The sequence below is a fragment of the Arthrobacter sp. TJ-263 genome, from assembly GCF_058269155.1.
The window spans coordinates 1815399-1829696 of sequence record NZ_JBZCNE010000001.1 but is presented as its reverse complement, the minus strand read 5'-3'; the positions used below and the strand labels follow the sequence as shown (position 1 = coordinate 1829696).

Here is a 14298-nt window from a genome sequence, read left to right as displayed (position 1 = left end):
CAGGCTCCGTCAGGACCATTCGCCCCCCACCAGGACCGGACGGTGGCGTCGGAACTCGGACGGTGTGACTCCCACGTGTCGCTTGAACGCGGTGCTGAACGAGTAGGCGTCGGTGTACCCGACCGAGCGGGCGACGTGCGCGATGGTGACGCCCGGGGTCTGCAGGAGATCGCCGGCAAGCGTGAGGCGCCAGCGGGTCAGATAGCCCATGGGGGGCTCCCCGACGCTCGTGCGGAAGCGGGCGGCGAGGGAGGCCCGCGAGGTGTTGACCCGCCGAGCGAGGGTCTCCACGGTCCAGGGAGCCGCAGGCGCGGCATGCAGGTGATCGAGGGCGGCCCTGACCACGGGGTCGTCGGCCGCGAACCAGGTGGGATTCGGCGGACGGTCCGCGCCGTCGAACCAGCGGCGCATGGTGCTGACGACGAGGACGTCGAGGAGGCGGTCGACGACGACCTGGGCGGCGGGGTCCTCCCGGGAGATCTCGCCGGCCAGCAGCCGGACGATGTCTGCGTCGGCGCGGTCACGCCGTACGACGGCGAGTCGGGGCAGGGCGCGGGCCACGAGCCCGCCGGCCTGATCCGGTCGGTCGTACGTCCCGACCAGGAGTGCCGTCCCCCCGTCCGTGGCATTGCCCCAGCGGCGGATCCCGCGACGGAACTCCTCCTGAAGATCCCGTCCGTCGACGGTGGTGCACTGCTGCCCGGGGCCGATCTCGATGGAGGGCGGGCTGCCGGCGGCGTCGGTCACGTCATAGGGTTCGGGGCCGCGGACGAGCGCGACATCCCCTTCCTCGAGGAGCACGCCCGTCACGCGCGCCTCGCCCGACGTGACGGCCAGGACGGTGAGCACCGCGTTGTCGCGGACCTCCACCCCCCAGGGTGCGCTCATGTGCATGGCGAGCGCGAACGCGCGCACGGCGCGCGGGCCGTCCAGGAAATGGGTCAGCGGATCCATGGCCACGACGGTAGACGATCACCAAGGATCTGTGGAGTCCCACCCATTCTTCGTCCGATGCCGTGGCCGTTCACTGGATGCATGACAACTCTTCTCCTCGGCGGCGCAGGACGCTCCGGCGCACGCATCAATGACCGCCTCACTGCCCTCGGAGAGCCCACGCGGCTCGCCTCCCGTCACACGGGCTTCGACTGGGACAGATCCGACACCTGGCCGCAGGCCCTGTCCGGCGCCACCTCCGCCTACGTCTGCTTCGCCCCTGACCTGGCCTTCCCCGGAGTACCGGAGAAGATGGCGGCGCTCGGTCGACTTGCCGCGGCGGAGGGCCTGGAACGGCTCGTCCTGCTCTCGGGCAGGGGTGAGGAAGGAGCCCGCGCGAGCGAAACGGCCCTGCGCGGAGCGGGTGTGCCCACCACAGTCTTCCGCTGTTCCTGGTTCCAGCAGAACTTCTCCGAGAACTTCCTCAAGGGGCCCGTCCGCCGGGGACGACTGCGGCTTCCGGCACCCGACGTGCCTGAGGCATTCGTGGACCTGGACGATGTCGCCGACGCGGCGGTCCAGGTCCTCACCCGGGCCGTCCCGGAGGACGCCACCTACGAGCTGTCCGGTCCGGAACTGCTGACCTTCGCCCAGGCCGCGCAGGTCCTCGCCGACGCCTCCGGACGACCGGTGACGTTCGAGGCGGTCGACGTCGCGTCGTTCGTCACCGACCTCGCCGACGACGGGATCCCCGCGGAGGAGGCGGAGTTCCTCGCCCACCTCTTCACCGACATCCTCGACGGCCGCAATGCCTCCCTCGAGGCCGGCGTCGAGCAGATCCTGGGCCGGCCTGCAGCATCCTTCGGCTCCTACGCGGCGGCGACGGCGGCGACCGGGGCCTGGTCGTGAACCGCAGTGCTCATGCTCCGGGCCCGTCCGCAGGCGCGGGAGCGGGCAGGACGGGGGAAGTAGCAAGTACACTGTCCGTCAGCGGTGCTTTTCCGGCCGCCTCCGCGGGGTCCGGTCTCGACCGCGGGAGGCAGGATGCCGGCACGAGATGGGATGGACGAGGGGCGGATGCTGACGGTCGCTGGGGGGCTGACACGGATGTCTCCCGTCGCCGTGCATGCGGCCTTCGCCGCGATGCTCGTGGCGGCCGCCCTCTTCGGACGCTTCACGACCTTCGAATCCTCCAGCCTCGCACTGGTCTGGCCCGCCGCAGGGATTAATTTCCTCTGGGGGCTGTGGGCCTCGCGCTCGCGGCGCGATCTCGCCGTCGCCCTCCTCGCCACCGTGCCGCTCCTGGCCGCCGTGAACCTGGCCACCGGCCTGAGCGCCCAGCTGGCCTTCGCCGTCGCGTTCGGGAGCGTGGCCCAGACCGCGGTGGCCGTCTACTCCTTCCGGCGCCTGGTGCCGTCCGTGTCCGTGCGGACCGTGGGGGAGTATCTCCGCCTCGGTCTGGTGGCGCTCGGCGCGTGTTCCGTCGGCGCCCTCTTCATCGTCCTCGGCGTCGCGCTCGAGGGCGGCCCTGATCCGTTCGCGTCCTTCATCCCGTGGCTCGTCCGCCATGCGGTGTCGCTCACCGCGATCGGATCCCTCGGGATCGTCGCCGCAGCGAGCATCACCGCCCGCGCCCGCGGGGAGCACCCGACACCGCTCACCGTCGCCCGGCGCACCGAATACGCCCTGCTCGTCGTCGCGTCGGTGCTGCTGTACGTCGCCACCTTCGGTGCGGGGTCGGCCCTGCCCATCGCCTACACCACGATCCCCGCCCACATGTGGGCCGGGCTCCGGTTGCGCACCGGGTGGGCCATGCTGCACGGGCTGGTGAGCGGGGCCTTCCTCGTGTTCTTCACCCTGGCCGGCCTGGGCCCGTTCCAGGACCTGGCGCCTGTCGCGGGCGCCTACGTGGCTCAGTCCTTCATGTTCATCGCCTTCTCACTCTCCGCGGTCCTGGCGCTCAGCATGGACGAGCGGCGCCGCCTGATCGACCGCCTGTATCGCGCCACCGCCGAGGCGAAGGCGGCGGCGGACCTGCGCGACCTCGTGATCGGCCGCATGAACGACGGCGTGCTCGTCGCGGGACCGGACCGTCGCCTGATCTTCCAGAACGCCATGAGCGAGCGGTGGCTCGGATCGGGGACGGCCCGCCCCGGTGAGGTGTGGCGGCGCGACTACGAAGTCACCTGGCCCGATGGGGCGCGGCTGGAGGATGCCGACAACCCGCTGACGCTGGCCCTCCAGGGATCGGCGACGGAGCGGATGGACCTGGATCTCGTGCACCGGTCCGGCGAGCTCGTACACCTCTCCGTCGACGCGATGCCGCTGCCCGGCGAACGGGGGGCGCTCGTCGTGATGAGGAACGTCACCGACGAGCGGGCGTACCAGCGGGACCTCGGCCGGTTCGCGTCCGTCGTCGCCCACGACCTCCTGACACCCCTGACGGTCTTCGACGGCTGGCTCGAGATGCTCGAGGACCCGGAGCTGCCGCTCTCGGAACGGCAGGCGAGCATCGAGCGGCTGCAGCAGGCGAGCCTCCGCATGCGGAACCTCATCCGCAACCTCCTCGCCTACAGCCTGGCGAAGGAGGAGAAGCTGACAGCCTCCAGGATCGACGTCGGCCGCGTCGTCGAGGGCATCATCGACCTGCGGACCGCGCTGCCCGGGACGCACCTGCCCGAGGTGCGCTTCGACGTCCACGCGTCGCACCCGGTCTATGCCGACGAGCGGCTCTTCCTGCAGCTCATGGAGAACCTCGTCGGCAACGCCATGAAGTACGGGCGGACCGACGGTTCGGCCGAGGTCGCTGTCCACACCTCGATGGACGCCTCGACCGGCCGGACCGAGGTCCACGTGCGGGACAACGGCATCGGCATCCCGGGTGGGGACCTCGAGCGCGTGTTCGAGGAGTTCCACCGGTCGGAGAACGGGCTGAATCAGGCGACGGGCACCGGCCTGGGGCTGGCCATCTGCCGCAGGATCGCCGAGAGCCATGGCGGGTCGATCAGGGTCCGCAACATCGAGAGGGGCGGCGCCGAATTCACGGTCGACCTTCCCGGGGTGCCGGACCAGCTGCCGGAGGGCGTCCCTCTCGTCGCCGCCACCGAGGGGCCGCGGGTCTCCACCCCCTGAGGCCCTGCTGCTCAGGACCCCGAGCGGGGGTACAGCTTCGGGGAGCCGCGGCGGCCGGCGCCGTGGCGAAGCCCGGCCAGGACCTCGGCCAGGGCGTCTTTCGAGGAGTGGTGCGGTTCCCAGCCCAGCTCGGTGCGCGCCCGCGTGGTGTCCATGACGGGACTCCCGGCGGCCATGTCGATCCAGCCCGGGTCCGTCTGCTGGACGCCGAGGGCCCAACTCGCACCGACGATCCCCCGGAGCACGCGCACGGGCAAGCCGATGATCCGCCGGGCGCCCAGCAGGTCGGCGACGCGCTCGGGGGTGAGCTCCGGTTCGGCCGCGATGTTGAAGGCGCCGGCGGCACGCTGCGCCACCACGCGCCAGTAGGCGTCGGCCACGTCCTCCGCGTGCACGGCCTGGAAGATGAAGGAGCCGGGGATCGGCAGGAGCGGCAGGGCACCCAGCACGATCTTGGGCACGAGGGGCCCCAGGAAGTACCGGCCGATCTCGCTGCCGGCCTGGCCCTGGAAGATCAGCCCGGGCCGCAGCCGTGCCACCGTGATCTCCGGGTGGTCCCGCTCGAACCCGTCCAGCAGCCTCTCCTGCTCGGCCTTGTGCCGGCTGTAGTGGGAGGACTCGATGCCCCCGGTCGGCCAGGACTCGTCCCTGCGGGTGTCCTTGTCCGAGGGGGAGTAGGCACCGACGGACGATGCGCAGACGACCTGGCGCACGCCGGCCGCCGCGGCCGCGCGCAGGACATTCGCGGTGCCGGTGACGTTGGTCCGGTGCATGGCGTCCTCGTCCCGGTTGGGCTGGATGGCCCAGGCGAGATGCACGACGGCGTCCACGCCGGAGAGGGCCGCCGTCAGGGCGTCCCGGCCCTCGTCGGTCCCGATGTCGATGGCGTGCCAGGCGACGCCCGCGTAGGGGAACCGGCCCGTGTCCGGGAGGGTGCGGGCGACCGCGGTGATCGAGAGGCCCACCGGGTCATCGGCCGGGTGGGCGCCCGCCGGCGGGGGAGTCGTGCGCTCCTCGGCGGCGCGGTGGAGGCGGGTGAGGACCGCGGTGCCGACGTTCCCGGTGGCACCGATGATTGCGATACGCATTGCTGCTCCTGGCCTTGGGTCGCGGGCGGCACGGGCAGGTGCCGGTCGGAACTGGACTACTAAGTAAGCTTATGGTGCAGTTGGACCAGACGCATAGCCGAAAGAGCGCCCCACACCGTCTGCGGGGCCAGACCGGGAGGTATCCGTGAGCAGCAACAGCAGGGTGGGGAACGAGCCCCGCAGTGCGGCCGGGCAGAAGGCCCAGAACGCACCCGATCCCAACGATCCCCGCAAGCCGGACGATCCGAAGGACGTCAAGAAGCCGGCCTGGAAGTACGTGTTCAAGCGCTCCGTCAACGAGTTCGGCAAGGACCAGTGCACCGACCTCGCCGCGGCGCTGACCTACTACGCCGTGCTCGCCATCTTCCCCGGAATCCTCGCCCTGATGTCCCTCCTCGGACTCTTCGGTCAGGCTCAGGCCACCACCGACCAGGTCATGGGGGTCATCGGGCAGTTCGCACCCGCAGAGGCGATCGCCACCATCGAGCCCATCATCCAGAACCTGGCGTCCAACCAGGCCGCCGGCCTGACGTTCGTCATCGGCCTCCTCGGCGCCATCTGGTCGGCCTCCGGTTACGTCAACGCGTTCTCGCGGGCCATGAACCGCGTCTACGAGGTCGAGGAAGGCCGCGGCTTCCTCAAGCTGCGCCCGCAGATGCTGCTCATCACCATCATCGTCCTCCTCCTGATCGTCGCCATGGGCCTCATGCTCGTGCTCTCGGGACCGGTCGCGGAGGCCGTCGGCAACACCATCGGCCTGGGCAGCACCGCCGTGACCATCTGGAACATCGTCAAGTGGCCCGTCATGGTCCTCTTCGCCGTCCTCATGATCGCCGTCCTGTACTACGGCGCCCCCAACATCAAGCAGCCCAAGTTCCGCTGGATGAGCCTCGGCGGGTTCATCGCCCTGCTCGTCCTCGCGATCACCACGGCCGCGTTCTCCCTCTACGTCGCCAACTTCGGCAACTACAACGCGACGTACGGTGCCATCGCCGGCGTCATCGTGCTGCTCCTGTGGATCTGGCTCGCCAACATCTCGCTGCTGTTCGGCGTCGAGTTCGACGCCGAGATGGAGCGCGGCCGCCAGCTGCAGGGCGGGATCGAGGCGGAGGAGACCATCCAGCTTCCCCCGCGCGACACCAAGGCCGCCGAGAAGAAGAGCGAGAAGCACCTCAAGCTCGTCCGCGAGGGGCGCGAGCTCCGCGAGAAGTACGGACGCGAGTCCGCGAAGAACTGACGGACGGTCCGGACCCACCCTCCGGACCCACCCTCCGGGAGGCCCGGCCGTGCACACGGCCGGACCTCCCGCGTGTCCGCCGTCCTAGACTGGCAGCATGACCGACACACAGCAGGCCGAATCGTCCGGGCACAGCACCAAAGGGGCCTACGTGACCTCCGGCGAGGAGTTCACCCGCGACACCCAGTACATCGAGACGCGGATCACGCGCGACGGCGCCGACGGCTACCCCGTCGAGGCGGGCCGGTACCGCCTCGTCGCGGCCCGCGCCTGCCCCTGGGCGAACCGGACCATCATCGTGCGGAGGCTCCTCGGGCTGGAGGACGCCATCTCGCTGGGCACCCCCGGGCCCACGCATGACAGCCGGTCCTGGACCTTCGACCTCGACCCCGACGGCCGCGACCCGGTGCTCGGCATCGAGCGGCTGCAGGAGGCCTTCTTCAAGCGGGACCCGAACTACTCGCGCGGCATCACCGTCCCTGCCATCGTGGACACCACCACCGGCGCGGTCGTGACGAACAACTTCCCGCAGATCACCCTCGACTTCTCCGGTGAGTGGAAGGAGTTCCACCGCGAGGGAGCACCGGACCTCTACCCGGAGCACCTCCGCGAGGAGATCGACACCGTGAACAGGCGGGTCTTCACGGAGGTCAACAACGGCGTCTACCGTTGCGGGTTCGCGGGGTCGCAGGAGGCCTACGAGGCTGCGTACGACCGCCTCTTCACGGCCCTTGATTGGCTCGAGGAGCGGCTGACCGACCGGCGTTTCCTCGTCGGCGACACCATCACCGAGGCCGATGTCCGCCTGTTCACCACGCTGGTCCGCTTCGACCCCGTGTACCACGGCCATTTCAAGTGCAACCGGAACACGCTGACCGAGATGCCCGCGCTGTGGGCCTACGCGCGCGATCTCTTCCAGACGCCCGGCTTCGGCGACACCGTCGACTTCGAGCAGATCAAGCAGCACTACTACATCGTCCACGAGGACATCAATCCCACGGGGATCGTCCCGAAGGGCCCGGACCTGGCCGGATGGACCACCGCCCATGGACGTGAGGCATTCGGCGGCAGGCCGTTCGGCGACGGCACCCCGCCGGCCGCCGCGTGACCTGAGCGGGCCTGCCGCGGTTCCTCCGGGGCAGGCCCGCATCGGATTAGGAAACAAGTTCGTTTCCTAATCCATCCAAGCCTAGGCTAGCCTTACTCAGACCGATCGTCCGGCTGAGGGAGGCACATGGCAGTCCAGGCCTCCACCCTGCGCCGGGCCCCTGCCGGCCCGGCCTCCCGCCACCGGTCCTCCGGCGCGAGGAGCCTCGCGAAGCTGCTGCTCGCGGTCGTGATCCTCGGACTGTCCTGCGTCGCCTCGCTCACCATCGGCGCCCGTTCCGTCAGCATCCCGACCGTGCTCGACGCCGTGGCGTCCTTCGACCCGGCGAACGGCGACCACGCCGTGGTCCTCTCCCGTGTCCCGCGCACCGTGGTCGGGCTGCTCGTCGGGGCGGCGCTCGCCACCGCGGGAGCCGCGCTGCAGGGCATCGCCCGCAATCCGCTGGCGGACCCCGGCATCCTCGGCATCAACGCCGGTGCGTCCCTCGCCGTCGTCGTCGGGATCTACCTGTTCGGCCTCAGCAGCGCCTCCAGCTATCTCTGGTTCGCCTTCGCCGGCGCGGGCGCCGCGGCCGTCGCCGTCTACGCCGTGGCGAGCCTCGGGAGGGACGGCGCGACGCCGGTCAAGCTGGCACTCGCCGGGGCGGCCCTGGCCGCCGGACTCGCGAGCCTCACGAACGCCGTCCTCGTCTCCAGCCAGGAGACCCTCGACGCCTTCCGGTTCTGGCAGGTCGGCACGCTCGCCGGTCGGGGCTGGGAGGTCATCGGTGCGGTGGCGCCGTTCGTCGGGGCGGGCCTCGTCCTGACCCTGGCCACGGGCCGGGTCCTCAACTCCCTGGCGCTGGGCGACGACGTGGCACGCGGCCTCGGCCAGAACGTCCCCCTCGCCCGTGCCGTCACCGCCGTCGGCGTCGTGCTGCTGTGCGGTGCGGCCGTGGCCGCGGCAGGGCCGATCGCCTTCGTGGGACTCGTCATCCCGCACCTGGTGCGGCTCGTCGTCGGCTCCGACTACCGGTGGATCCTGCCCTTCTCCGCCCTGTCGGGTCCCGTGCTGCTCCTGTGGGCGGACATCGTGGGCCGGGTCATCCTGCCGCCGGGCGAGGTGCAGGTGGGCATCATGACCGCCGTGCTCGGCGCCCCCCTCTTCATCTGGCTCGTCCGGCGGCGCAGGATGGCGCAGCTGTGAGCGCGTCCGTGGATTACGCGCCCGCCCGGATGCCCCGGGCGGACCGCCCCGGGCATCCGGGCGGTCCCGCCGCCGTCCGGGCGCGCCGCCGCCGGAGCACGGGCACGCGGCTGGCCGTCGTGGCCGGCGTCGTCGCGGTGCTGTTCGCCGTAAACGTCCTGCTCGGCTCCTACACCGTCACCCTCCCGGACTTCTTCCGCATCCTCGGCGGCGCCGACATCCCCGGCGCGAGCTTCATCGTGCTGGAGAACAAGCTGCCCCGGGCGGTCATCGGGCTCCTCGTCGGGATCGCCTTCGGGATCGCGGGTGCCGTGTTCCAGACCATGCTGAGGAACCCGCTCGCGAGCCCCGACATCATCGGCATCAGCTACGGTGCCAGTGCGTCGGCCGTGACCGCGATCGTCCTCTTCGGGGCGGCCGGTGCCGCGGTGTCCCTCTCGGCCCTCGTGGGCGCGATGGTGGTCGCGGCGGCCATCTACCTGATCTCCCGTCGTGGCGGCGTGGCGGGCTACCGCCTGATCCTCGTCGGGATCGGCTTCGCGGCGGTCATGCACGCGCTCGTGAGCTTCCTCATCACTCGCACCGACCTCCGCACGGCGTCGGCCGCGGTGCTCTGGCTGAACGGCTCGCTGAACTCCAGCACGTGGGACCGCGTGACGGTCCTCGTCGCGTGCCTCGCCGTGCTGCTGCCGGCCGCTGCGGTCCTCTCCCGCAGCCTGCAGGGCCTGGAACTGGGCGATGACGCCGCCGCGGGCCTCGGCCTCCGCGTCGAGGCCTCGCGCCTGGGGCTCATGTCCACGGGCGTCGCCCTTGCCGCGGTGGCGACCGCCGCTGCCGGACCCGTGGCCGCCGTCGCCTTCCTGTCGGGGCCGATCGCCCGCCGCCTGCTCGGCAACCGTCCGTCGCTGGCCATGGCGGCCCTCGTGGGTGCGGTGATCGTGCTCGGTGCGGATTTCGTGGCGGCCAACCTCGTCCCCGGTGCGTCGCTGCCCGTCGGCGTCGTGACCGGCGCGCTCGGCGCCCCGTTCCTGCTGTGGCTGCTCGCCACGGCGAACCGCTCGGGCCAGGGAGGCTGATGATGGCAGGATCCGGACGTACGACGGCGGCCACGCTGACCGCCGAGGCGCTCACCCTCGCCTACGACGACCGCACCGTGGTCGACGGACTCGACGTGGCCCTGCCCGCCGGGAAGGTGACGGTGATCGTCGGTGCGAACGCGTGCGGCAAGTCGACGCTGCTGCGGGGACTGGCACGCCTCCTCAAGCCCGCCGGCGGCACCGTGCTGCTCAACGGCTCCGACATCTCCACGCAGTCCACCAAGGCAGTCGCCCGCGTCCTCGGCCTCCTCCCGCAGACCCCTGTCGCGCCCGACGGCATCAGCGTCGCCGACCTCGTGGGCCGCGGCCGGTACCCGCACCAGGGGTGGTTCCGCCAGTGGACGCCGGAGGACGACGCCGCCGTCGCGGGTGCACTCGAGGCCACCGACACCCTCCCGCTCGCCGACCGCTCCGTGGACGAGCTCAGCGGCGGGCAGCGCCAGCGCGTCTGGATCGCGATGGCGCTCGCCCAGCAGACGGACATCCTGCTCCTCGACGAACCCACCACGTTCCTCGACGTCACCCACCAGATCGAGGTCCTGGACCTCATCACGGATCTCAACCGGCGGTCCGGGACCACGGTGGTCATGGTGCTGCACGACCTCAACCTCGCCGCACGCTACGCGGACCACCTGATCGCCATGCGGGACGGCAGGATCGTGGCCGACGGCGCGCCGTCGGACGTGGTGACCGAGGAGACCGTGTCCGGGGTGTTCGACCTCGAGTGCCGCGTCATCACCGACCCGGTCTCGGGGACCCCGATGGTGGTCCCGATCGGCCGGCACCACGGCCGGCACCACGGTCCGGGCGAAGCCGGCGAAGGACCCGGCCCGCAGGACACCGTTCCGACCCCCCTGGAGGCAGCATCATGACCGACGTGACCCAGCGCAGCGTGCGACGGACCGCCGCGGACACCGAGCCGATGGTGCTGGCGTTCGACGTCGTCGTCACCGCCGTCCGGGACCTCACCCCCACCTTCCGCCGCATCACCTTCGGCGGCGCGTGCCTCACGGGGTTCGGCGTGGTGGGGGACACCCTCGACCTGCGGATCAAGATCGTCATCCCCTCCGAGGGCCGCGACGCCCCGGACATCGCGGCGATGATGAGCAGCGGCGACGCCTCGGGCTGGTACCAGCGGTGGCTCGGCCTGGATGCCGCGGACCGCGGTTCCATGCGCACCTACACGGTGCGGGAATCACGCTGCAGCGGTCCCCGCCCCGAAATCGACGTCGACTTCGTGATGCACCTGGACGCCCACGGCCGGGGCGGTCCCGCCGTGGAATGGGCAGCGGCGGCGCGGCCGGGGGACAGGGTCTGCGTCATCGGGCCGAACGCCTCCGCCGCCCAGTGCCGGACGGCGGGTGCGTACGGGGGGATCGAATGGAGCCCGGGCCTCGCGCAGCATGTCCTCCTCGCGGGGGACGAGACCGCCGTGCCCGCCATCAGCGCCATCCTCGAGGCACTCCCCGAGGACATCGGCGGCCACGCGTTCCTGGAGGTGCCGGACGGGCAGGACATCCGGCCCATCCGGTCACGCTCGTCCGTGCAGGTCACCTGGCTGCCCCGCGGGGATCGCCCGCACGGCGAGCACCTGGAGGCGGCGGTCCGGGACGCGGTGCGCGTCCCGGGCTGGGTCTCCCTGTCCGGCCGGGAGAGCGCGAACGGCGGAGGCGAGCCGGAGGACGTCGACATCGACAGGACCATCCTCTGGGAGACACCGCAGCTGCTCGAGACGGCGATCGTGCGGTCCACGGTCAACCCGGAGCGGCCTCCGGGCACGCAGCCCTTCTACGCCTGGATCGCGGGCGAGGCGGCCGTGGTGCGCAGCCTGCGCCGCTACCTCGTGCGCGACGTCGGCGTGGACCGGAAGCAGGTGGCGTTCATGGGGTACTGGCGCAAGGGGCGCGCGGAACAGGCCTGACCCGGAGCCGCAGCAGAGCCGACCGGGCCGGCGCACTCCGCGGCCCGCCCGGCGCCGCCCAGGGCCCACCCGTCAGGGCAGGGGCTCGCTCACCACGGCGGGGTCCTTGTAGCCCAGCGGCATCCTCAGGCGCAACGAATTCGGCTTGACCTCGAACGCCATGTGGGTCGCCTCGCCGAGGGGATCGCCGTCGAGCTGCACCTCCAGCGGCGCGTGCAGGGTGACCTCCGCGGTGCGGCACTGGAAGTACTCGAGTGAGGAGTCCTTGCCCTTGCCGCGGGCGAAGAGCTTGCCGACGACGGCGAGCCAGCCGAGCTTCCCCTTCGGGGCGACCGTCATCAGGTCCATCAGGCCGTCGTCGATCTTCGCGCCGGGGAAGATCTCCAGGCCGCCCATGATCTTGCCGCAGTTGCCGCCCATGACGCTGCGCAGGCGGCGGTCGAAGGGTTTGCCGCCGTCCACCGAGATGGTGGTCCGGGTCGGTTTGCCGGGGAGGTTCCTGATGCCGGCGTCCACGTAGGCGAGCCAGCCCACCTTGTCCTTCAGGTCGTCCCGGGTGTCGGACATGATGGCGGCGTCGTAGCCGATGCCGGCCATCACCAGGAAGACGTGGGCGTCCTGTGCCCGGTCCACGGTCACGTGCACGACGTCGATGGTGCGTTCGGTCCCGCGGAACGCGGCCTCGACGGCGGCGTCCGGATCGTCGACCGCGATGTCGAGGTTGCGCGCCAGGAGGTTGCCCGTACCCAGCGGCACGAGGGCCATCATGGTGTCGGTGCCGGAGAGTTCCTCGGCGATGCACCGCACGGTGCCGTCCCCGCCCGCGGCGATGACCAGGTCCACACCCGCCTCGAGGGCCTGCTGGGCCTGGCCGTGACCCGGATCATCCGCGGTCGTCTCGATGACCAGGGGCTCGTCCCACCCGTCCTCGGCCGAGATGCGCTTCACGGCCGCCTCGACGTCCACCGTGGTGATCTTGATCGGGTTGACGATGAGCGCGGCGCGACGGCGGCCCGATCCGGTGTCCGCGAGCGTCTCGGGGGTCGCTTCGAGTGTGGCTTCGGTGGGCATGATGTCCTTCGGGCAGGGTGGAGGGATGGCTCCGACGAGCTTATCCCGGCCGGTGCGGCCGGCGGGGGTAATCTTTGGTCGTGACCTACACCCAGCGATACGTGGCCCTTGGCGATTCCTTCACCGAAGGGGTGGGTGACTGGGATCCGGCGTCGCCCAACGGCGTCCGGGGGTGGGCGGACCGCGTCGCGGAGCAGCTGGTCCTCGCCGACGCGTCCTGGGGCTACGCGAACCTCGCCATCCGCGGGAAGAAGATGCGGCAGATCCTCGACCAGCAGGTCGACGCCGCCCTGGCCCTCGAGCCGACGCTCGTGACCGTCTATGCCGGAGCGAACGACATCCTGCGGCCGCGCGTCGACATCGACCTCCTGATGTCCCGGTACGACGACGGCGTGGCCCGGCTCCGCGCGGCGGGAGCCGCCGTCGTGCTCTTCACGGGCTTCGACACGGCGGGATCGGCGGTCTTCGGGAAGACCCGCGGGCGCACCGCCGTCTACAACGAGTGGGTGCGTGAGATCGCCGACCGGCATGCCGCCACGATCGTCGACTACTGGCGCCTGCGGGAGTTCCAGGACTGGAGCTACTGGGACGTCGACCGCATGCACATGTCCGTCGCGGGGCACACGCTCATGGCCGCGCGCGTGCTCGAGGCCATGAAGGCGTCCCACCGGATCGACCTGCCCGAGCTCGACGCCCGTCCCGCCCTGAACCGGGCGGACCAGCTGCGGGCCGATGCGCAGTGGGCGCGGGAGTACCTGACGCCCTGGGTGGGCAGGCGACTGCGGGGCGTCTCGTCCGGGGACGACCTGGCGCCGAAGTACCCGTCGCTGACCCGCCCGCACTGGGCCTCGGTCAGCGCCTGAGGCCCGCAGCGAGCACGGATCCGGCCGTACCCGCAAGCACGCCGGGGCCGCGGCACGGGCCCTCGTCCGGAGGACCCCGTGTGCCAGAATGAGCGCATGGCGGCGCACTGGCTCACACCCGACGAGCGGCGGGCATGGCTGGCCCTCTACGCGCTGACCTCCCTGCTTCCCGCGAACCTCGACACCCACCTCTTCCGTGAGGCGCGGATCACCCTGTTCGACTACCACGTCCTCGCGATGCTCTCGGAGGCGGAGGGCACGAGCCTGCCCATGAGCGAGCTCGCCGCCCGGTCCACCGCATCCCTCTCCCGGCTCAGCCACGTGGTCAAGAAGCTCGAGGGCCGGGGGTGGGTCACCCGATTGCCGTCCTCCCTCGACGGGCGCGTGACCACGGCCTCCCTCACCGCCGACGGGCTCGAGATGCTGACCGAACTCGCGGTGTCGCACGTCGCACAGGTCCGCTCCACCGTCTTCGACGCCCTCGATGACCAGGACGTCGCCGACCTCGAGCGCGTGGGCCGCAAGATCCTCCGCGGGATGGACAGCGCGCACTGGATCCTGGCCGACGCCGCCCCGGCGGCGGCCCTGGCCGGCCGGGCGGCAGCGCAGGGAAGCTCCCAGCAGGACCTCTAGGACCACCCGACCGGGGCGGGGCCATCATCC

13 protein-coding genes are annotated in these 14298 nt (G+C 71.4%); 10 read left to right on the top strand and 3 right to left on the bottom strand.

Annotated elements, in window-relative coordinates; all coding sequences use genetic code 11:
- Window positions 1-9: 9 nt before the first annotated feature.
- Window positions 10-954, bottom strand: coding sequence for an AraC family transcriptional regulator (locus AC4D2F_RS08685; RefSeq protein WP_490910192.1), 945 nt, complete (start codon window positions 952-954; stop codon window positions 10-12).
- An 81-nt stretch (window positions 955-1035) separates the two neighbouring features.
- Between AC4D2F_RS08685 and AC4D2F_RS08680 the strand changes: the two genes are divergently transcribed.
- Complete coding sequence (locus AC4D2F_RS08680; RefSeq protein ID WP_490910191.1) at window positions 1036-1842, top strand: Rossmann-fold NAD(P)-binding domain-containing protein; 807 nt, start codon at window positions 1036-1038, stop codon at window positions 1840-1842.
- Window positions 1843-1977: 135 nt separating this feature from the next.
- Complete coding sequence (locus AC4D2F_RS08675; RefSeq protein WP_490910190.1) at window positions 1978-4065, top strand: sensor histidine kinase; 2088 nt, start codon at window positions 1978-1980, stop codon at window positions 4063-4065.
- Between the two features lie 11 nt (window positions 4066-4076).
- On the opposite strand, the gene AC4D2F_RS08670 is transcribed toward AC4D2F_RS08675, so the two are convergent.
- A complete protein-coding gene (locus AC4D2F_RS08670; RefSeq protein ID WP_490910189.1) occupies window positions 4077-5153 on the bottom strand; it encodes an NAD-dependent epimerase/dehydratase family protein in 1077 nt (358 codons plus the stop codon).
- A 145-nt stretch (window positions 5154-5298) separates the two neighbouring features.
- Between AC4D2F_RS08670 and AC4D2F_RS08665 the strand changes: the two genes are divergently transcribed.
- The 6 genes from AC4D2F_RS08665 (at window position 5299) to AC4D2F_RS08640 (ending at window position 11701) form a co-directional block, all read left to right on the top strand.
- Window positions 5299-6390, top strand: coding sequence for a YihY/virulence factor BrkB family protein (locus tag AC4D2F_RS08665; protein WP_490910188.1), 1092 nt, complete (start codon window positions 5299-5301; stop codon window positions 6388-6390).
- Between the two features lie 97 nt (window positions 6391-6487).
- Window positions 6488-7498, top strand: coding sequence for a glutathione S-transferase family protein (locus AC4D2F_RS08660; RefSeq protein WP_490910187.1), 1011 nt, complete (start codon window positions 6488-6490; stop codon window positions 7496-7498).
- 126 nt (window positions 7499-7624) lie between these two features.
- Complete coding sequence (locus AC4D2F_RS08655) at window positions 7625-8683, top strand: FecCD family ABC transporter permease (RefSeq protein ID WP_490910186.1); 1059 nt, start codon at window positions 7625-7627, stop codon at window positions 8681-8683.
- Between the two features lie 29 nt (window positions 8684-8712).
- Entirely contained in the window at window positions 8713-9759 is a 1047-nt protein-coding gene (locus AC4D2F_RS08650; RefSeq protein WP_490910537.1) for a FecCD family ABC transporter permease, read from the top strand.
- The gene (locus AC4D2F_RS08645) at window positions 9759-10652 is read left to right on the top strand and encodes an ABC transporter ATP-binding protein (protein WP_306738566.1); all 894 of its coding nucleotides are present in this window, start codon (window positions 9759-9761) and stop codon (window positions 10650-10652) included. Before AC4D2F_RS08650 ends, AC4D2F_RS08645 begins: the two co-directional genes overlap by 1 nt.
- Window positions 10649-11701 carry a siderophore-interacting protein gene (locus tag AC4D2F_RS08640; RefSeq protein ID WP_490910185.1) on the top strand — a complete coding sequence of 351 codons (1053 nt, stop codon included), beginning with the start codon at window positions 10649-10651 and terminating at the stop codon, window positions 11699-11701. The genes AC4D2F_RS08645 and AC4D2F_RS08640 overlap by 4 nt, the downstream gene beginning before the upstream one ends.
- A gap of 72 nt (window positions 11702-11773) precedes the next feature.
- Here the strand turns inward: AC4D2F_RS08640 and AC4D2F_RS08635 are convergent, their stop codons facing one another.
- On the bottom strand, window positions 11774-12772 hold the full coding sequence (locus AC4D2F_RS08635) for a diacylglycerol/lipid kinase family protein (RefSeq protein WP_490910184.1): 999 nt from the start codon (window positions 12770-12772) through the stop codon (window positions 11774-11776).
- Between the two features lie 80 nt (window positions 12773-12852).
- On the opposite strand from AC4D2F_RS08635, the gene AC4D2F_RS08630 reads away from it, so the two are divergent.
- Window positions 12853-13635: an SGNH/GDSL hydrolase family protein gene (locus AC4D2F_RS08630; RefSeq protein WP_490910183.1), complete on the top strand. Its 783-nt coding sequence runs from the start codon at window positions 12853-12855 to the stop codon at window positions 13633-13635.
- 96 nt (window positions 13636-13731) lie between these two features.
- Entirely contained in the window at window positions 13732-14268 is a 537-nt protein-coding gene (locus tag AC4D2F_RS08625) for a MarR family winged helix-turn-helix transcriptional regulator (RefSeq protein WP_490910182.1), read from the top strand.
- Window positions 14269-14298 lie beyond the last annotated feature (30 nt).